This is a genomic window from Vibrio diabolicus, from assembly GCF_011801455.1.
Lineage (GTDB): Bacteria > Pseudomonadota > Gammaproteobacteria > Enterobacterales > Vibrionaceae > Vibrio > Vibrio diabolicus.
In genome coordinates, this window is record NZ_CP042451.1 from 731,372 (window position 1) to 751,438 (window position 20,067).

Annotated in this window: 18 protein-coding genes; 15 read left to right on the top strand and 3 right to left on the bottom strand. The window is 45.3% G+C overall.

All coding sequences use genetic code 11. The features are described 5' to 3' along the window. Positions 1-134 precede the first annotated feature (134 nt). A complete protein-coding gene (gene ubiT, locus FR741_RS03505; RefSeq protein WP_005394645.1) occupies positions 135-662 on the top strand; it encodes a ubiquinone anaerobic biosynthesis accessory factor UbiT in 528 nt (175 codons plus the stop codon). Then, entirely contained in the window at positions 646-1,149 is a 504-nt protein-coding gene (locus FR741_RS03510; protein ID WP_047008946.1) for a GNAT family N-acetyltransferase, read from the top strand. The genes ubiT and FR741_RS03510 overlap by 17 nt, the downstream gene beginning before the upstream one ends. A gap of 64 nt (positions 1,150-1,213) precedes the next feature. Here FR741_RS03510 and FR741_RS03515 read toward each other — a convergent pair whose 3' ends face one another. Further along, on the bottom strand, positions 1,214-1,660 hold the full coding sequence (locus FR741_RS03515; protein ID WP_139060315.1) for a hypothetical protein: 447 nt from the start codon (positions 1,658-1,660) through the stop codon (positions 1,214-1,216). 150 nt (positions 1,661-1,810) lie between these two features. Between FR741_RS03515 and FR741_RS03520 the strand changes: the two genes are divergently transcribed. From FR741_RS03520 to deoD, 10 genes are all read left to right on the top strand, one after another. Continuing rightward, positions 1,811-2,221, top strand: coding sequence for a DNA polymerase III subunit psi (locus tag FR741_RS03520; RefSeq protein WP_167426271.1), 411 nt, complete (start codon positions 1,811-1,813; stop codon positions 2,219-2,221). 55 nt (positions 2,222-2,276) lie between these two features. After that, positions 2,277-2,732 carry a ribosomal protein S18-alanine N-acetyltransferase gene (gene rimI / locus FR741_RS03525; protein WP_005394641.1) on the top strand — a complete coding sequence of 152 codons (456 nt, stop codon included), beginning with the start codon at positions 2,277-2,279 and terminating at the stop codon, positions 2,730-2,732. A 146-nt stretch (positions 2,733-2,878) separates the two neighbouring features. Next, positions 2,879-4,468: a peptide chain release factor 3 gene (gene prfC / locus FR741_RS03530; protein ID WP_167426272.1), complete on the top strand. Its 1,590-nt coding sequence runs from the start codon at positions 2,879-2,881 to the stop codon at positions 4,466-4,468. Positions 4,469-4,563: 95 nt separating this feature from the next. Continuing rightward, a complete protein-coding gene (locus tag FR741_RS03535; protein ID WP_046875042.1) occupies positions 4,564-4,761 on the top strand; it encodes a DUF5363 family protein in 198 nt (65 codons plus the stop codon). After that, a complete protein-coding gene (locus tag FR741_RS03540) occupies positions 4,748-5,521 on the top strand; it encodes a TatD family hydrolase (protein ID WP_046875041.1) in 774 nt (257 codons plus the stop codon). The genes FR741_RS03535 and FR741_RS03540 overlap by 14 nt, the downstream gene beginning before the upstream one ends. Before the next feature lie 204 nt (positions 5,522-5,725). Then, a complete protein-coding gene (locus FR741_RS03545) occupies positions 5,726-7,009 on the top strand; it encodes a NupC/NupG family nucleoside CNT transporter (RefSeq protein WP_006742377.1) in 1,284 nt (427 codons plus the stop codon). Positions 7,010-7,590: 581 nt separating this feature from the next. Next, positions 7,591-8,367 carry a deoxyribose-phosphate aldolase gene (gene deoC, locus FR741_RS03550; protein ID WP_006742378.1) on the top strand — a complete coding sequence of 259 codons (777 nt, stop codon included), beginning with the start codon at positions 7,591-7,593 and terminating at the stop codon, positions 8,365-8,367. A 97-nt stretch (positions 8,368-8,464) separates the two neighbouring features. Beyond that, positions 8,465-9,793: a thymidine phosphorylase gene (gene deoA, locus FR741_RS03555; protein WP_048625940.1), complete on the top strand. Its 1,329-nt coding sequence runs from the start codon at positions 8,465-8,467 to the stop codon at positions 9,791-9,793. Between the two features lie 68 nt (positions 9,794-9,861). Continuing rightward, entirely contained in the window at positions 9,862-11,082 is a 1,221-nt protein-coding gene (locus tag FR741_RS03560) for a phosphopentomutase (RefSeq protein WP_047008941.1), read from the top strand. Positions 11,083-11,220: 138 nt separating this feature from the next. Further along, the gene (gene deoD, locus FR741_RS03565; protein WP_006742381.1) at positions 11,221-11,940 is read left to right on the top strand and encodes a purine-nucleoside phosphorylase; all 720 of its coding nucleotides are present in this window, start codon (positions 11,221-11,223) and stop codon (positions 11,938-11,940) included. A 97-nt stretch (positions 11,941-12,037) separates the two neighbouring features. Here the strand turns inward: deoD and FR741_RS03570 are convergent, their stop codons facing one another. After that, on the bottom strand, positions 12,038-12,643 hold the full coding sequence (locus tag FR741_RS03570) for a YtjB family periplasmic protein (protein ID WP_041852892.1): 606 nt from the start codon (positions 12,641-12,643) through the stop codon (positions 12,038-12,040). Positions 12,644-12,734: 91 nt separating this feature from the next. Here FR741_RS03570 and serB point away from each other — a divergent pair, with 91 nt between their 5' ends. After that, positions 12,735-13,715 (top strand): phosphoserine phosphatase, encoded by a 981-nt coding sequence (gene serB / locus FR741_RS03575; protein ID WP_006742382.1) that lies wholly within the window; start codon positions 12,735-12,737, stop codon positions 13,713-13,715. 64 nt (positions 13,716-13,779) lie between these two features. On the opposite strand, the gene FR741_RS03580 is transcribed toward serB, so the two are convergent. Further along, entirely contained in the window at positions 13,780-16,128 is a 2,349-nt protein-coding gene (locus FR741_RS03580; RefSeq protein ID WP_167426273.1) for a PilZ domain-containing protein, read from the bottom strand. A 136-nt stretch (positions 16,129-16,264) separates the two neighbouring features. On the opposite strand from FR741_RS03580, the gene radA reads away from it, so the two are divergent. Both radA and fusA read left to right on the top strand, forming a co-directional pair. Beyond that, positions 16,265-17,644, top strand: a complete 1,380-nt coding sequence (gene radA / locus FR741_RS03585; protein WP_012841458.1) for a DNA repair protein RadA — start codon at positions 16,265-16,267, stop codon at positions 17,642-17,644. 215 nt (positions 17,645-17,859) lie between these two features. Next, positions 17,860-19,950, top strand: coding sequence for an elongation factor G (gene fusA / locus FR741_RS03590; protein ID WP_012841459.1), 2,091 nt, complete (start codon positions 17,860-17,862; stop codon positions 19,948-19,950). The last annotated feature ends 117 nt before the right edge of the window (positions 19,951-20,067 follow it).

Sequence of the window (20,067 nt, forward strand, 5' to 3'; positions counted from 1 at the left end):
ACTTCAAAAAAAGAAGCGTTAGTGAACAATAATCCACCAATCTAAAATAAGCACTTTATTGATACATAACAGTAATCTCATTGCCACGATTGCTTAATATAGGCAACCTAATGACAAAGTAACGGATAATGAACGTGTTAAACAAGATTCGCAGTCAACTAGTAAAGAACGCAGCCAACATTTTGCGTTCTCCAGTCCAGTTATTACCACAGCCAATTCAGCAAAAAGCATTGCTGGAAGGGCTAAAAATGGTGTTTAAAGAAGCCTTGGAAGATGGTGACTTTGAGTTCCTTGAAGACAAGTGGTTAAAAGTTGCGATTAAAGACTTGAACTTAGCATGGTACATCAGCTATCAAGACGAAAAATTAGTGGTAGCTGAAAAACCAGTTCAGGAAGATGTGAGTTTTAGTGGTAATCTAAACGACCTAGTACTGATTGCTGGTCGTAAAGAAGACCCTGACACACTGTTCTTCCAACGTCGCCTTTCAATTGAAGGTGATACTGAGCTTGGCTTAGAAGTGAAAAACTTAATGGACAGTGTCGACTTAGAGCAGTTACCGAAAGCAATGCAAGTCGCTTTGAATCAATTGGCTGATTTTGTTCAGAAAGGAGTTCAAGCGCCTGCACAACCAACCGGAGTAGCGAATGCTTATTCGAACTGAAGCCCCTGCGGACATTCTTACCATTGACCGCTTATTGAAACACGCCTTCCCGACGGAAGCTGAAGCTAAGCTTGTGATGCGTTTGCGCGAAAACAGCAAATTCACACTTTCCTTAGTCGCGTGTACAGATGAGGGAGAGGTAATAGGCCATGCTTTATTTAGCCCAGTGACCTTAAATGGTGAAGATTTGTCGTGGCAAGGGCTGGCGCCATTGGCTGTTCATGAAGATTACCGTCGCCAAGGCATCGCTGCAGAGTTGATCAAAGAAGGTTTTGATTCACTTCGTGATTTTGGCTATCCAGTGTGTGTGGTGTTGGGCGATCCTGATTATTACGCGCGCCAGGGCTTTCAATCATGCGACGAGATGGGATTCGAATGCGCTTGGGATGTTCCTAAAGGTGCATTTCGTATCGCAGAGTTGGTCGAAGGTCAATGTGCCGGACACTCCGGACGCATAGATTACGCGCCAGAGTTCTCTGAACTGTAAATGAAAGAAGCCCACTAACTCAGTGGGCTTCTTTCTTAGTTCATTGAAAACTGAGATAGGGAGGTTAAGACGACTGGTCACTTTTCTTCTTACCCCAAACCTCTATTTTTGCTTTCTTACTTAGCCCTAAAACATTGAGTTTTCTGCTGCCCCAACTACTGTAAGTCATTTCAATCTGTTTTAGCTTCGCTTCTTTTGAGCCAGGAAGGCTCCATGCACGAGTCGATAATCCACTTGTTAGCACACCCATAGAGGTTAGCTTTTTCTCACTACCGTCCGTCATCACGACTTTTAAGTCGTTAATGTCTACTGTGCCCTGCACACATTTCAGTTTAATTTTACTGAAGCTGCGATTTCGGAATAGGCTATTTGGTGTCACGGTATCCGTTTCTGTTTGGAATTTGACGGTTTTCGTTGCAATCAGCTCCCACTCATCGCTGCTATTAGCAAAAACACTTATGCTGGTGGTGGCTACCAGTGCGCAAAGCAGCAGTGTAGGTAAGAATTTCATAATGTACCTCATATGTTATACCTACGGTGTGGCCATTGTCATAGGCAGAACAGTTCAATCATTCCAATGTATTGAGGTGTTCCTTGAAGTCCTTTAGGTATAATCACGATTATTTGTTAGGATTGCCCTCGTTCAAATAGGTGACGGAAAATGTCAATTAACGAGAAACAGTATTTACACGAAATGGGCATCAGCACATGGGAGCTGGTACATCCAGATAGATTGGCAGGTTACCAATCGCTAAAAATCGATTTGCAAAGTTCTTGCAAACTCCTGTTGATCTCTCCGGTATGTCCAGAGAATGAGACGGCAGTTTTGTTTGAAAACATCCTAAAGAGTATGAAGTTAACGCTTGACCAAGCGTTACATATTGAGCCAGAGCGATTTCCATTACTTGGCCAGCACGAGCTTGAGTGGGTTTGGTTTGCAGGGTGTGAAGCCGAAGTATTGCCTGACACTAAACCGCTGACATCGCCATTGTTGCAAGATGTGGATGGGAATACCCAACAAAAACGTGCACTTTGGCAACAGATTTGTTCTTACAACAATTCGAGCAAATAAGCATTAATCCCCGTTTTACTGCAATTGGTATTGCACATGAACCCCTAGGTAAATAATGACAACTAAAATCTTACCAATGTGCGCTGAGCACTTAGATCAAGTTTGGCAAATTGAGCAGCAAGCACACTCGCATCCGTGGGCAGAGTCTTTGGTACGTGATTTATCCAGCCGTGGAGCATGTCATCATGTGATGCTCGATGGCGAGATGGTGATTGGCTACTTCTATGCGCAGAATATTGTCGGTGAAGTTACGTTGCTGAATATTGCTATCGCGCCGCATCTTCAGGGTAAAGGCTATGGTCAAAAACTGTTGGATGCGTTCTTAGAACATTGTGAGCAATCAAAAGCGGAGAGTGCTTGGCTTGAGGTGCGAGAGAGTAATAAGCCTGCTATTTATATTTATGAACAAGCTGGATTCAATGAAGTTGATCGACGCCATAACTATTACCCTGCGAAAACTGGCACGGGAAAAGAAGATGCGATCATCATGAGTTATCTCTTCTTTCACTAACGTTAACGCATCCCATAAGGGAAGTCGCCCCTAAAGCGATCAGTTGCCCCTGAGGCAATAATAAGCGAGAATACCGCGCAATATTGAATCTAAAAAGCGTGTTTGCTCTTCGAGCAAGCATTCAGACATCAAAGAAGACCAGTTTCATGTCAAATACACCTTTTCTGAGCGAAGTGTCTAAACGTAGAACGTTCGCTATTATTTCTCACCCGGATGCGGGTAAAACCACCATTACTGAAAAAGTCCTTTTATTCGGAAACGCGATTCAAAAAGCAGGTACGGTTAAAGGTCGTGGTAATGCACAGCACGCAAAATCAGACTGGATGGAAATGGAAAAGGAACGTGGTATCTCGGTAACCACGTCTGTGATGCAGTTCCCTTACAATGATTGCCTGGTAAACCTACTTGATACTCCTGGACACGAAGACTTCTCGGAAGATACATATCGTACTCTAACGGCAGTCGACTCGTGTTTGATGGTTATCGATGCTGCGAAAGGTGTCGAGGATCGTACTCGGAAGCTGATGGAAGTAACCCGTCTACGCGATACGCCAATCGTGACCTTCATGAACAAACTTGACCGTGACGTTCGTGATCCAATGGAAGTATTGGACGAAGTAGAAAGCGAATTGGGCATGATGTGTGCGCCTATCACGTGGCCAATCGGCTGTGGTAAAGAATTTAAAGGTGTGTACCACATTCACCGTGATGAAACGATTTTATACGAATCTGGTCACGGTCATGAGATTCAAGAAGTTCGAATCATCAAAGGTCTAGATAACCCAGAGCTTGATGAAAAAGTCGGTGCAGGCCTTGCGGAAAGTGTTCGAGAAGAGCTTGAGCTTGTTATGGGTGCTTGCCCTGAGTTTGATTTGGAAATGTTCTTAACAGGTGACCTGACGCCAGTTTACTTCGGTACCGCATTAGGTAACTTCGGTGTAGACCACATGCTAGACGGTCTAACAGAGTGGGCACCAGCACCGAAAACGCGTCAAGCGGTTGAGCGTGAAGTTGAAGCGACAGAAGAGAAGTTCTCTGGTTTCGTATTCAAGATCCAAGCAAACATGGACCCGAAACACCGTGACCGTATCGCATTCATGCGTATTGTATCGGGTACTTACACGCAGGGTATGAAGATGAACCACGTTCGTCTTGGCAAGCAGGTGAGTATCTCTGATGCAGTAACCTTTATGGCTGGTGACCGTTCACGTGCAGAACACGCTTACGCGGGTGATATCATTGGTCTGCATAACCACGGTACTATCCAGATTGGTGATACCTTTACTCAAGGTGAGTCACTGAAGTTCTCTGGTATTCCGAACTTCGCCCCGGAACTGTTCCGTCGTATTCGCTTGAAAGATCCACTAAAGCAGAAACAGCTACTAAAAGGCTTGGTGCAACTATCAGAAGAAGGTGCGGTACAGGTATTCCGTCCACTACAAAACAACGATCTGATCGTTGGTGCCGTTGGTGTACTTCAGTTCGATGTTGTTGTGGCTCGTTTGAAGTCTGAATATAACGTTGAAGCGATTTATGAAGGCATCAACGTTGCAACTGCGCGTTGGGTTGAGTGTGATGATGCGAAGAAACTGGATGAGTTCCAACGTAAGAACCAAGCAAATTTAGCATTGGATGGTGGTGATAACTTAACGTATATTGCGCCAACAATGGTTAACTTAAACTTGGCGAAAGAGCGTTTCCCTGATATTGATTTCCGTGCGACGCGTGAGCACTAATCAAAAAGCGGTTTGGGTAAGCTTTAACGCAAACTAGATTTTAAAACGCCCTTGGCTATAAACTTAGCCAAGGGCGTTTTTTATAAGGATGAGATATGAACTGGTTTAAACGAGGATTGAAGCGTTACGACGACTGGTGCAAGGAGATGGGGCTAACCCCCGATCAAAAACGCAGCTGCGTTCCGTATCGAAAAGATCCTGCCCATCAAAATGAAGAGAACAGTGAAGCTCTGCTATTTTCTGATTCTCAGTTTGTCGGTACAGATAAAAAGTCTCAAGATGAAGCTCTTTGATACCCATTGTCACTTTGACTTTGATGTATTCCAAGGTGACTTTGCACATCAACTTCAGCTAGCTCAAACGCAAGGTGTGACAAGAATTCTGATTCCTTCAGTGGGACCTCAAAACTGGGCTCGTATTCAAACCTTGGCAGATCAACATGCCAATTTGTATTACGCCCTTGGGTTTCATCCGTATTTTCTTGAAGATAACGTCGAGCAGCACTTTGCTGAATTGGAACATTATCTAAAACAAAATGTTCCCCAGTGCGTGGCAATAGGAGAGTGTGGGCTAGATTTTGCCATTGATGTTGACCCACAGTTGCAAGAAAAGACACTTGAAGTTCAATTTGAACTGGCTAGACGCTTCGAACTCCCAGTTATTTTACACAGCCGAAAAGCGCACAATCGCCTTATTCAAATGGTTAAAGCGGCGAAGCTCCCTCGGGGAGGTGTGCTACATGCTTTCTCTGGGAGTTATCAGCAAGCAATGGAGTGGGTCAAATTAGGTTTTTTTATCGGTGTAGGAGGAACCATCACCTACCCAAGAGCGAAGAAAACGCGCGACGCAATTCAAAAATTACCACTCAAACATCTCGTGATCGAAACAGATGCACCGGATATGCCTATACTTGGATATCAAGGGGAGTCGAATCACCCAGCCAAACTCATTCATGTCTTTAATGAGCTCGTAGAGTTGCATAACGGCTCAAAGCAATCGATTGCCTCTCAGTTATGGAAAAATAGCAATTTTGCTTTCTCGATATGTGAATAAAATCTAAAGATGTGGTTTGAAATAGAAAACGTTTTCCTGCTTATTGTGAATTAACTCACAAAGCTGGCTGAATCAATCATGAATCTTATAGGAAAGTGTGAGGCTGGCATTACTTTAATTGATTCTGCATGAGTATAATTGCTCCCGCTTTATAGCTCCATTTTGTAACACGCCAATAAATAACTTATAAGGAAGTCATAAACTATGAGCCTGTTTATGAGCCTAATCGGTATGGTAGTGCTTCTTGCGATTGCAGTGGCATTTTCTAATAACCGAAAAGCTATCAATCTAAGAACTGTGGGTGGCGCATTCGCTATCCAATTCGCATTAGGTGCATTTGTTCTGTATGTACCTTGGGGCCGTGATCTACTAAACGGTTTCTCTTCAGGTGTTTCTAACGTTATCAACTACGGTAACGATGGTTCATCATTCCTGTTCGGTGGTCTTGTTTCTGACAAGATGTTCGAAGTATTCGGCGGCGGCGGTTTCATCTTCGCATTCCGTGTTCTTCCTACACTGATCTTCTTCTCTGCACTGATTTCAGTTCTTTACTACATTGGCGTTATGCAATGGGTTATCAAGATTCTTGGTGGCGCACTACAAAAAGCGCTGGGCACTTCACGTGCGGAATCAATGTCAGCAGCAGCAAACATTTTCGTAGGTCAAACAGAAGCACCTCTAGTTGTTCGTCCATTCGTTCCAAAAATGACTCAATCAGAGCTATTCGCGGTAATGTGTGGTGGTCTAGCTTCTGTTGCTGGTGGTGTACTAGCGGGCTATGCTTCAATGGGTGTTCCACTAGAGTACCTAGTAGCAGCATCATTCATGGCGGCACCAGGTGGTCTACTATTCGCTAAAATCCTTCACCCAGAGACTGACCAGCCTCACGAAAGTATCGAAGAAGCGATGGACGGCGGCGACGACAAACCAGTAAACGTAATCGACGCAGCAGCGGGCGGTGCGGCTTCTGGTCTACAACTTGCGCTTAACGTAGGTGCAATGCTAATCGCATTCGTTGGTCTAATCGCGCTGATCAACGGTATGCTAGGTGGCATCGGTGGTTGGTTCGGCATGCCAGAACTAACGCTAGAGCTAATCCTAGGTTACGCATTCTCTCCACTAGCATTCCTAATCGGTGTTCCATGGGCTGAAGCAGTAACTGCTGGTTCATTCATCGGTCAGAAAATCGTAGTGAACGAATTCGTTGCTTACTTGAACTTCACACCATACCTAGGTGAAAACGCTCAAGTAATCGCGGCAACTGGTGAAGTAATGTCTGAGAAGACAACAGCTATCATCTCATTCGCACTATGTGGTTTCGCGAACCTTTCTTCTATCGCGATTCTACTTGGTGGTCTAGGTAGCCTTGCACCAAACCGTCGTAGTGACATTGCTCGCATGGGTGTTAAAGCTGTTCTTGCAGGTACGTTGTCTAACCTTATGGCAGCGACAATTGCAGGCTTCTGCTTAAGCCTTGCAGCACTATAATTAGAATCGGTTCTTAATATATAGACGCCGTTTTACATCATGCCCTGTAGCAAGAGATTGCTGCGGGGCATTTTTCGTTTTTCGGGCTCTAAAATCTCACCGGGTGCCGGACTCAGTCTATGAGTTACGCAGCCGATGGAATAGGGGCTAGGAAATTTTGAGATACAAACCGTTTGCGCTCTATTTGGTGCTACAGTTTTGCGGTGAAACTCTATAATGTATTAATCACAGGATAGTGGTTAAGGTTGATACTTAATCACGTAATGAATATTACATAATCGATGGGCAAATGACTTGCCCAGCAATATCAGATCTAATAGGCGTTTTGCTGTGTGATGTGATATTAAAGACACCGCAATCATAGATTGTTGTGCCATAGGCCAAACTGGTACTGTGCGGTGACAAGGATAGCAATTGGCATATGAAATTTTCGCTGTATATGCCGAGTCTTCAGGGAACCAAGTCCGTTCATTAATAGACTGTTTAGCCATTTACTCACATTGTCTCGACTTGTTGATTATAGTTAGAGACGTGATGTAAGGCTGAGTAGTGAATTTTTTGAATATTGATCGGAGATAGAAATGAGCGATTTAAAAGCAGCAGCGCTACGTGCACTTAAACTTATGGACCTAACTACGTTGAATGACGATGACACTGATGCAAAAGTGATCTCATTATGTCATGACGCGAAAACAGCAGTAGGCAACACAGCTGCAATTTGTATTTACCCTCGCTTTATTCCTATTGCTAAGAAGACACTTCGTGAGCAAGGTACGCCAGAGGTTCGCATTGCAACAGTAACGAACTTCCCACACGGTAACGACGACATTGAAATCGCAGTTGCTGAAACAAAAGCGGCGGTTGCTTACGGTGCAGACGAAGTTGACGTAGTTTTCCCATACCGCGCGCTAATGGCGGGTGATGAGAAAGTAGGCTTCGAACTAGTTAAGCAATGTAAAGAGGCTTGTGGTGATATTCTTCTTAAAGTGATCATCGAAACGGGTGAACTAAAAGAAGAAGCACTAATCAAGAAAGCATCTCAAATCTGTATTGAAGCAGGTGCTGACTTCATTAAAACTTCAACTGGTAAAGTGCCAGTAAACGCAACACCAGAATATGCACGCATGATGCTTGAAGTGATTCGTGACATGGGTGTTGCAGAAACTGTTGGTTTCAAACCAGCAGGTGGTGTGCGCACTGCTGAAGATGCAGCTGCATACCTAGCAATGGCTGACGAAATCCTAGGTGATAACTGGGTTGATGCTCGTCACTACCGTTTTGGTGCGTCTAGCCTGCTAACTAACCTACTAAATACATTAGAAGTGACAGACGAAACCGCTGATCCAGCAGCGTACTAATCCCAATAATATGTCTGAACGGTAGCACCTAAACGGGTGCTACCAAACCTCTTCTATCCTACTTAACCATGGCTCACTGAGAGCATGGGAGGCACTAATGTATTTACCACAAGAAATCATTCGTAAAAAACGTGACGGTGAAGTACTTACCGCAGACGAAATCAACTTCTTTATTCAAGGCGTAGCAAATAACACCGTATCTGAAGGTCAGATCGCGGCGTTTGCTATGACAATTTTCTTCAATGAAATGACCATGGATGAGCGTATTGCCCTAACGTGTGCAATGCGTGATTCGGGCATGGTTATCGACTGGAGCCACATGAACTTTGGTGGCCCAATTGTCGACAAACACTCTACCGGCGGTGTGGGCGACGTAACGTCTTTGATGCTTGGCCCTATGGTGGCAGCATGCGGCGGTTTCGTACCAATGATCTCTGGCCGTGGTCTTGGCCACACAGGCGGTACGCTAGATAAGCTTGAGTCTATTCCAGGCTACAACATCACACCAAGCAACGATGTGTTTGGGCAAGTAACTAAAGACGCTGGTGTGGCGATCATCGGTCAAACTGGTGACCTTGCTCCAGCGGATAAGCGTGTTTACGCGACTCGTGATATTACCGCAACCGTAGACAACATTTCTCTGATCACGGCTTCCATTCTTTCTAAGAAATTGGCGGCGGGTCTGGAGTCGCTAGTGATGGACGTTAAAGTCGGCTCTGGTGCATTCATGCCAACTTACGAAGCGTCTGAAGAGCTAGCGAAATCAATCGTTGCAGTAGCAAACGGTGCGGGTACTAAGACCACTGCAATCTTGACAGACATGAACCAAGTATTGGCCTCTTCGGCAGGTAATGCGGTGGAAGTTCGTGAAGCGGTTCGTTTCCTAACTGGTGAATACCGTAACCCACGCCTACTTGAAGTCACCATGGCTTCTTGTGCAGAAATGCTGGTACTTGGCAAACTGGCTGAGAACACAGAAGACGCACGTGCGAAGTTGATGGAAGCGCTAGACAACGGTAAAGCAGCAGCATGCTTCGGCAAGATGGTTGCGGGTCTTGGCGGCCCAGCAGACTTCGTAGAAAACTACGATAACTACCTAGAAAAAGCGGAAATCATCAAGCCTGTTTACGCGACGGAAACGGGCATTGTTTCAGCAATGGACACGCGTGCGATTGGCATGGCTGTCGTTGCTATGGGTGGTGGTCGCCGTGTTGCTACTGATGAAATCGACTATGCCGTAGGTTTCGACGAGTTCATCCGCTTGGGTGAAGTTGCAGATAGCGATAAACCTCTTGCCGTTATCCACGCTCGCAGCGAAGAGCAGTGGGAAGAAGCGGCAAAAGCACTGCGCAGTGCAATCAAAGTAGGTGGTGAGTACACACCAACTCCAGAGGTTTACCGCCAAATTCGTGCAGAAGATATTTAATAGAACAAGTAATTACACAAGGCCTACTCAACCATAATAAAAAGCCGAGTGGGCCTAAGGAACGAGCAATGAAAAGAGCATTTATTTTAGTACTAGACTCATTCGGTATTGGTGCAACCGCTGACGCTGAGAAATTTGGTGATGTAGGTTCAGACACACTAGGCCACATCGCAGAACAATGCGAAAAAGGCTTAGCAGATAACGACCAACGTCAAGGCGCACTTCGCCTTCCAAACCTATCTAAGTTAGGTTTGGCAATGGCACATAAAGAGTCAACAGGTCGCTTCGCACCTGGCCTAGACGCAGATGCCGAAATCATTGGTGCGTACGGTCACGCAGCAGAGCTTTCTTCTGGTAAAGATACGCCGTCTGGTCACTGGGAAATCGCAGGTGTTCCTGTTCTGTTTGACTGGGGTTACTTCACAGACAAAGCAAACAGCTTCCCTAAAGAGCTGACGGATCGCATCCTTGAGCGCGCGGGTCTTGACGGTTTCCTAGGTAACTGCCACGCATCTGGTACTCAAGTTCTTGATGACTTGGGTGAAGAGCATATGAAGACTGGGCAGCCAATCTTCTACACTTCTGCGGACTCTGTATTCCAAATCGCCTGTCACGAAGAGACATTCGGCCTGGATCGTCTACTAGAGCTTTGCCAAATTGCGCGTGAAGAACTAGAAGATTACAACATCGGCCGTGTAATCGCGCGCCCATTCATTGGCCCGGGTAAAGGTCAATTTGAGCGTACGGGTAACCGTCGTGACCTATCTGTAGAGCCACCATCAGCGACTATCTTACAAAAGTTAGTTGATGAGAAGGGCGGTCAGGTTCATTCCATCGGTAAGATTTCAGATATTTATGCTGGTTGCGGGATCACTAAGAAAACCAAAGCAACAGGCATTCCAGCACTATTTGAAGCAACGAAAGAAGCGATCAAAGAAGCGGGTGATAACACCATCGTATTCACTAACTTCGTCGACTTCGATTCAGCTTACGGTCACCGTCGTGATGTGGCGGGTTACGCTGCAGCGCTTGAGTACTTTGATGGTCGCATCAATGAAGTGCTAGAACTGATGGGTGAAGATGACGTGCTTATCCTAACAGCAGACCACGGCTGTGACCCAACATGGCCAGGTACTGACCATACTCGTGAGCACATCCCAGTATTGGTTTACGGTCAAAAAGTGCCAGCAGGCTCTCTTGGCCGCCGCGAAACATTCGCAGACATCGGCCAAACATTGGCGAGCTACTTCGGTACTTCTCCAATGGATTACGGTAAGAATTTCCTATAATTAGGATATTGAAAACTAGGAGCTGAATGCTCCTAGTTTTATGTTTGCAGTATGCAAGTACTGCTTGTCGGAAATGAGAATACTCTGGCTTATATCGCCTTAAGCGCGGAGCGCTAGAGAAAGGTTAAGGAAAAGAAAATGGCAACTCCACATATCAATGCTGAAATGGGTGCATTCGCAGACGTCGTACTGATGCCGGGTGACCCGCTACGTGCAAAATACATCGCAGAAACCTTCCTTGAAGACGTTGTGCAAGTGTGTGATGTGCGTAATATGTTCGGTTACACTGGCACATACAAAGGCCGTAAGATCTCGGTTATGGGCCACGGTATGGGTATCCCATCATGCTCGATTTACGCAACGGAGCTAATTAAAGACTTCGGCGTGAAGAAAATCATCCGTGTTGGTAGCTGTGGCGCAGTAAACGAAGACATCAAAGTGCGTGATGTTGTGATCGGCATGGGCGCGTGTACGGATTCTAAAGTGAACCGTATCCGTTTTAAAGGTCATGACTTTGCAGCAATCGCAGACTACAAAATGGTTCGCGCGGCAGAAGACGCAGCAAAAGCACGTGGCATTGATGTGAAAGTCGGTAACCTATTTTCAGCGGAGCTTTTCTACACGCCAGATCCAGAAATGTTCGACGTAATGGACAAGTACGGCATTGTTGGTGTTGAAATGGAAGCGGCGGGCATTTACGGCGTAGCGGCAGAATACGGTGCAAAAGCTCTGACAATCTGTACGGTTTCAGATCACATCAAAACGGGTGAGCAAACAACTTCTGATGAGCGTCAAACAACATTCAACGACATGATGCTAATCGCACTAGATTCAGTATTGCTAGGCGACGAAGAATAAGCGACAAAGAGTCATCTTAGTTTCTTGACATTAAGAACTAAAAGAACAGCCCGCACAATGCGGGCTGTTTTTGTATTAGATGTTGATTACCGACTGACTATTTGGTTAGCAGTAGGTTTTGCGCTTTTTTACGGCGGATAGGCTGTCTACGTAAAATCATAATGAATAACATGCCGCACACAAAACTCATTAGCACCATCATGTACATGTAGCGATCACTCTTACGATAGTGGTGGTCAGAAATCGCGGTTACACGACCTGTCTCAAAGGTAACGCGAACAAAACCGATGAGAGCTTCATCGGCAAATACTGGCTCAACCAACTGCTGGCGGCCAATGGAAGCTGTTGCCAAGGGCGTGTCTAAGCCTAAAACTTCGCGTACCGATAGCGCATCTTCACTAGACGCTAAACGTACGCCTTGTGCATCATATATTGTCGCATCAAACACCAAACGGTCTTGTGCTAGCTGGTTTGTCAGCTTAAGTAAGCGTTCTTGATCTTTGGTCAAAATCATTTCACTGGCAGAAAGAGACGCCTGTGAAATCAAAACTTTGGTGAGTGTCTCAAGCTGCTGTGCTTGAATTTTCTCGTTGCCCTTACTGATCACAACACTGTTTTTGATCGTGATAAACAACATCACACACAGTAGGATTAGTGCCAGAATTCTTAGGGCATTCCTTACTGAGAACAAGGATTCACTCATGCTCTTTACTCATCCATTTAAAATAAAACAAAGACTTGCCTTTTTAGTTTGTTGAGGTAACGTTTTAGCAAAGTCATAAGGGATTATATACATGGACGCGTCAAAAAGCTTGCCTATCAGAAAACATACGACACTTTTAAAACGATTACCCGAGACTCGATTTGCCTCCCAACTAGATAAAGCAAAAGCAAACTGGATAGTGTTTGCAGAATACCTTTCGCCACGTCATTTTGAAGACATTGATTTCTTCACAGGTGTCTACAACCCCGTGTTAGAAACGTGGAAAGTTGGCCAATATGAAGTCGCCTTGATGGCAGGAGAGTTGACCCCTCAACACGAAACGATCTTACAAAGCCTCAACTTGGATTACGCCTCGCTTAATGAAGTTCCAGATCTCTCAACCCAAGGTTTGATTGTATTTGACATGGACTCAACGGCAATCCAGATAGAGTGTATTGATGAAATCGCAAAATTGGCCGGAGTCGGGGATGAGGTGGCAGAAGTTACTGAACGTGCGATGCAAGGAGAACTGGATTTTGAGCAAAGTTTGCGTCAACGCGTAGGCAAGCTCAAAGGTGCGGATGAATCAATTCTTGAACAAGTTCGTTCCCAATTGCCATTTATGCCGGACTTTGAAGCGTTAATCGCAACGTTAAAAGCACTAGGCTGGAAAACAGCGATTGCTTCCGGTGGTTTTACTTACTTCTCGGACTATATCAAAGATAAAGTCGATTTAGATTTTGCTCGCTCTAATCAGTTGGAAATCATTAATGGTAAGCTCACGGGGAACGTACTTGGCGATGTGGTTACCGCGCAGATGAAGTCAGATATCCTGGTGGAGTTGGCGGATGAATACGAAATTGAGCAGCACAACACGGTTGCTGTCGGTGATGGCGCTAACGATCTTGTGATGATGTCGGTGGCGGGCTTAGGTATCGCGTACCACGCAAAACCTAAAGTGGAAGCTCAAGCGCAATCTGCGATTCGCTTTGCAGGCTTAGGCGGTGTGCTCTGTATTTTATCTGGTGCACTGGTGAAGCAGCAAAAGGTCAGCTGGAAAGCAAAACCTTAATTTATCCATTCAAAAACACCGCCTTTCTGGCGGTGTTTTTCGTTGACTTAGTATGGCTCTAAATTTACTCGGTTAACTCCAATCTAATTACAACCTCTTCCGTAATGTCTTCAAACTCACTGTAACCGACCAAAGCGGTCAGCTCCTTTTCTAATTTGCTCGCTTGATGTACACCAAATTGGGTTAAGTCACTTAAATCTTGTTGCAGCAACGATGTCATCGGATCGAAAATTGGGGCTGTAGATAAGCGAATTACGTAGAAGTCACCCATCATTCGCGCTTTCTTTATAAATTGAATCCGTTCTTTTACGCTGTTGAACTCTTGATGAAGCTTAGACTCAATGCCTGTAATTTTATTGCCGACTTTGGCTGCGCTAATGTAGATATCCTGATGCCTTGCTTGAGCTCCCTCTACACGCTTTATCGGCTCTGCGATTAATGTGCTTGTTCGACCTTTAAAGATAGGTTCAAGTGACAACAATTGATCGTGCCCAAGGCGTGCAAAAAGCTCAATGTGCTTAGGTAGCGGCAAATTCACCCCAATAACGGGGGTTTTGATTGAAGACGACGCTGTTTTACTGATAAAAATGGGTGTGCTCAGAGTTCGAGAGAGCAACATGCTGTGCAGTCTTTCAAGTAACGCATTACTCGGTAGCATCTCTTTTTGCGGGATCAACTTATCTTGATTGTGCTCGATAATGCTGTTGAAAAAGGCGATCACTTTAATGGTGTGGCTGCTTTCATCAATAACTAACTGTACGCTACAGCCATCTGGGCTAACACGAATTACCCGGTATGGCACCGACGTTAAAGGCAGCTTTTTGTCGTAGAGCTGTAACTCTCGGAAGTTGATCTGAACCTCTTGCCCAGAGCGCAACATGGTAGGTTCGTCCAGTTTAATGCCGAGCCCTCGCTTTGAAATATCGACAGTGCTGCCGCTCGCTGTGACAGGCCCAGAACGTAGTTCTATTGGGGTCTTAAATCGGTAACGTGGCTCTTTGCGACGAGACTTGGCATCAAAATAAATGCCTTTCGGGTTGCCTATAATTCTTCTCGGATGGCGAAATGCATTTAACGTATTTGCGGGTAAGCGCGGCTTTTCAGTGAGCAGATAATCCTGCCCTGATTTTTCGTCAGCAATTTCTTGCAAGATGCCAATGTGAGTCAATGATTGGGACGTTTCAGCTAACTGCGGAGAGAAAGCGGCTAAGTCTTCCTGTTCTTGCTCTGACAGTTCAAATATCGAAATTCTAAACGCGCGCCAACTTTCACGTTTAGCACCTAAATGCCAAAATAGCTGGCGTTGTTCACGAGTGGCCTCAGGACGAAGCATCGAATAGAAATAGGTTCGGTTTTCGTGCTCGTGAGTAAATGAATAAAGGACGTTTGTGGTGCCTTTAACGCCAGGTTTAATGAGTGACGCGACTCGCTTCTCATTAAATAAGGATCCAAACATTTGCTGGTTCCTTTCATCATGCCAGTACTGCCAAAGCTTTTGATTGTTTGGCGTCAACATAGCGAGTTTCAGCTCACTGCCATCAAAGAATAGAGGTAAGCTGCTGGTGTGCTTAAGCGCGATGTGCTCATAACCACGAGTTCGAGCTCGAATGATCTTATCTTGATTATCGTGACGAGCTCTTTTCGCTGCGCTGTTGAGCGCTTCATCGATCACTCGAGTAACGACATTGGTTTCAGTTAAACGTATGGTTCTGAGGTATCGAACTGAGTCATTCTCGTAACAGTCATCAACCGCAAGTATGCGGTACGCCAGCGGTTTCTCTATTCCGGCAACCTGAGATTTGCTGGCAAATTCAGTAAACGTGACCTGAATAATCTCCCCAAGGTTATATTTAAACGCACTTGGGACTTTGAACTTTGCGCCAGAGCAGGATAAGTCAATGCTTAACCCATGCAGAAGTTGCCCTTTAGAGCGGCAAATCTCGACTTGAGATTGGACTTTCAAGCGCTTTTCTTGGCGCTTTAAGTCATAGCCGAGGTGAACAGGCTCCGCTAAGAAAGGGCTTTTAGGATCCGTTAACGATTGCGTTTTTTGTTGAGTAAGACGTTTGCTCATTACGCGAAAGTTATTCCGCGTGTTGACCAAAGCTTCCCACATTCCCTCAGTGTAGCCGCCAAACTTTTTGATGTTTTTATGGTAAGCGTTGAAAGCAACGTCATCTAACCAATGTGGAATACCATCCAAAATATACTCGCGACATTCACCTTGGACGCGACCGCGCAGATCGATGCTTTTTTTGCACGGAGCCATCAAGCGGTTAAGTTCCATTTTCACTAAGATTTTGGCCGAAGGCGGCTCTTCCTCGGTCAATTGGCCAAGGACAAAGTCAAAGTCATCCGAACCGTAAACGGGAATGAGTCGTTCTGCGATCGAGAGAATTTCAGATTGCTGCATTATTTCTGTTAGAGTATGTCGTTACTTTAAATTGTATCGGCTAAGCGAAGTAAAACTTAAGTATATCAATAGTTCATTTCAGTTAAGGTCTGACTTGGCTGTGCTTAGTCACATTTGTAGAAAAAATCGAGGCATCATGGCGAAAGCAAAACGAGCGTATGTTTGTAATGATTGTGGCGCGGATTTTCCCCGTTGGCAGGGGCAGTGTAACGCATGTGGTTCGTGGAATACGATAACAGAAGTCCGTATCGCTGCATCGCCAACGGTTGCTCGTAATGAACGTTTATCCGGCTACGCGGGCTCCGCAACAGAAGCTACAGTTCAAACGTTATCCGAAATTGATCTGCAGGAAGTGCCACGCTTCACAAGTGGGTTTAAAGAACTTGACCGCGTATTAGGTGGGGGCGTTGTACCCGGCGCCGCTATTTTGATTGGTGGTAACCCTGGCGCTGGTAAATCCACCTTGCTGCTGCAAACCATGTGTAGTTTGTCTGCGCAAATGCCAACGCTCTATGTAACAGGTGAAGAATCGTTGCAGCAGGTAGCAATGCGTGCTTCTCGACTAGGGTTGCCGAAAGATCATTTAAAAATGCTATCGGAAACGAACGTCGACAAAATTTGCCAAATTGCTGAAAAAGAGCAACCTCGCATTATGGTGATTGACTCGATTCAGGTAATGCACGTTTCAGATGTTCAATCGTCACCGGGCAGTGTTGCTCAAGTACGTGAATCTGCGACAGCTCTGACACGATACGCAAAACAGAATAACGTCGCGGTATTTATTGTTGGTCACGTAACAAAAGATGGTACCCTTGCGGGCCCTAAAGTTCTTGAGCACATTATAGACTGTTCAGTGCTGCTTGATGGTGGTACTGATAGCCGCTTTCGCACATTGCGTAGTCATAAAAACCGCTTTGGCGCTGTGAATGAGCTCGGTGTTTTTGCAATGACAGGCCAAGGGTTGAAAGAAGTGAGTAACCCATCCGCGATTTTCCTTTCTCGTGGTGAAGAAGAAACATCAGGTTCTTCTGTTATGGTGGTTTGGGAAGGTACGCGTCCTCTATTAGTAGAGATTCAAGCGTTGGTGGATTACTCGCAATTGGCAAACCCTCGCCGTGTTGCGGTCGGTTTGGAGCAGAACCGCTTATCACTTTTGCTCGCTGTGTTGCATAAGCATGGTGGCTTACAAATGGCAGACCAAGATGTCTTTGTTAATGTGGTTGGCGGTGTTAAGGTGACGGAGACGAGTGCCGATCTTGCGTTAGTTATGGCGCTTTTATCGAGTTTTCGTGACCGTCCACTACCCAAAGATGTGGTTATTTTTGGTGAGGTCGGGCTTGCAGGCGAAATCCGTCCTGTGCCAAGTGGGCAAGAACGTTTGAATGAAGCGTTCAAACATGGTTTCAAGAAAGCCATTGTGCCTGCAGCAAACATGCCGAAAGGCGGCATTCCTGGCATGCAAATTCACGGCGTTAAGAAATTGTCGGAAGCTATAGAGGCTTTTGACGAGCTGTAATGCTCATAAGAATGGTATTTGTGGAATCACAAACTGTTCTATCCGTCCTCAATAAAATGCGAATAAAGTACATAAATTGCTGTGTTTGACTATGCTTTGGGGACGGAAATTTCACGTTAAAATTTTTTTTCTTCCATCCGCACGCAAGGGTATCAGTATTGACAGAATGTGATATACTCTGCGCGCACTTTATACCTTATTAACAGAGTAAGACAATGACTGATTTATCAAAATACAGAAACATTGGTATTTTTGCTCACGTAGACGCGGGTAAAACTACCTCTACAGAGCGTATCCTAAAGCTAACTGGTAAGATCCATAAGATCGGTGATACACACGACGGTTCAACTACAACTGACTTCATGGAGCAGGAAGCTGAACGTGGTATCACAATCCAGTCTGCAGCAACAACTTGTTTCTGGAACGATCACCGTCTAAACATCATCGATACTCCTGGACACGTTGACTTCACTATCGAAGTTTACCGTTCTCTAAAAGTACTTGACGGTGGTATCGGTGTATTCTGTGGTTCTGGTGGTGTTGAGCCTCAGTCAGAAACTAACTGGCGTTACGCTGACGAATCACACGTATCACGTCTGATCTTCGTTAACAAACTAGACCGTATGGGCGCAGATTTCTACAAAGTTGTAGATCAAGTACAAAACGTACTAGGTGCTACACCTCTAGTTATGACTCTACCTATCGGTATCGAAGAAGATTTCGTAGGTGTTGTAGACGTACTAAGCCAACAAGCTTACGTATGGGATGAGTCTGGCCAGCCAGAGAACTACGAAGTTCAAGATATTCCAGCAGACATGGTAGAAAAAGCTGCTGAATACCGTGAAATGCTAATCGAAACTGCTCTAGAGCAAGACGAAGATCTAATGATGGCTTACCTAGAAGAAGGCGAAGAGCCATCTCTAGAAGACATCAAACGTTGTATCCGTAAAGGTACTCGTGATCTAGCATTCTTCCCAACTTACTGTGGTTCAGCGTACAAGAACAAAGGTATCCAACTTATTCTTGACGCGGTAATTGATTACCTACCATCTCCAACAGAAGTTGATCCACAGCCTCTAACTGATTCAGAGACTGGTGAGCCAACTGGTGAAGTTGCGACTGTATCTGCAGACGAGCCACTACGTGCGCTTGCATTTAAGATCATGGACGACCGTTTTGGTGCTCTAACCTTTATCCGCATCTACTCTGGTAAGATGAAGAAAGGTGACACAGTACTTAACTCTGCAACTGGTAAAACAGAGCGTATCGGCCGTATGGTTGAGATGCACGCAGACGAGCGTAACGAGATCGATTCAGCACAAGCTGGTGACATCATCGCTGTAGTTGGTATGAAGAACGTTCAAACTGGTCACACTCTATGTGATCCTAAGCACGAATGTACTCTTGAGCCAATGATCTTCCCAGATCCAGTAATCTCTATCGCAGTTAAGCCTAAAGATAAAGGCGGTTCTGAGAAGATGGGTATCGCGATCGGTAAAATGGTTGCAGAAGATCCATCATTCCAAGTTGAGACTGATGAAGATTCAGGCGAAACTATCCTGAAAGGTATGGGTGAACTTCACCTAGACATCAAGGTAGATATCCTTAAGCGTACTTACGGCGTTGAGCTAGAAGTTGGTGCTCCACAGGTTGCTTACCGTGAAACTATCACTCAAGCAATCGAAGACAGCTACACGCACAAGAAACAGTCTGGTGGTTCTGGTCAGTTCGGTAAGATCGATTACCGTATCAAACCAGGTGAGCCAAACTCTGGCTTCACGTTCAAGTCAACAGTTGTTGGTGGTAACGTACCTAAAGAATTCTGGCCTGCAGTTGAGAAAGGCTTTGCGTCAATGATGGAGCACGGTGTTCTAGCTGGCTTCCCTACTCTAGACGTTGAAGTTGAACTATTCGACGGTGGTTTCCACGCAGTTGACTCTTCAGCAATCGCTTACGAAATCGCTGCTAAAGGCGCATTCCGTCAGTCTATGCCTAAAGCTGGCGCGCAACTTCTTGAACCAATCATGAAAGTTGACGTGTTCACTCCAGAAGATCACGTTGGTGACGTAATCGGTGACCTTAACCGTCGTCGTGGTATGATCAAAGACCAACAAGCTGCGTCTACTGGCGTACGTATCAAGGGTGATGTACCTCTATCAGAAATGTTTGGTTACATCGGTACTCTACGTACAATGACTTCTGGTCGTGGTCAGTTCTCTATGGAGTTCTCACACTACGCACCATGTCCAGCAAACGTTGCTGAGCAAGTAATTGCTGACGTTAAAGAGCGTAACGCTAAGAAGTAATTCTTAAGTTAACTCTATAACTTGAAAGCCCCGCCTAGTGCGGGGCTTTTTGTATCTAACCGCTTATACATAGCGCGTTTTTGTTTCGCTGATATACGCCTTTGGTGTTGTTTACCG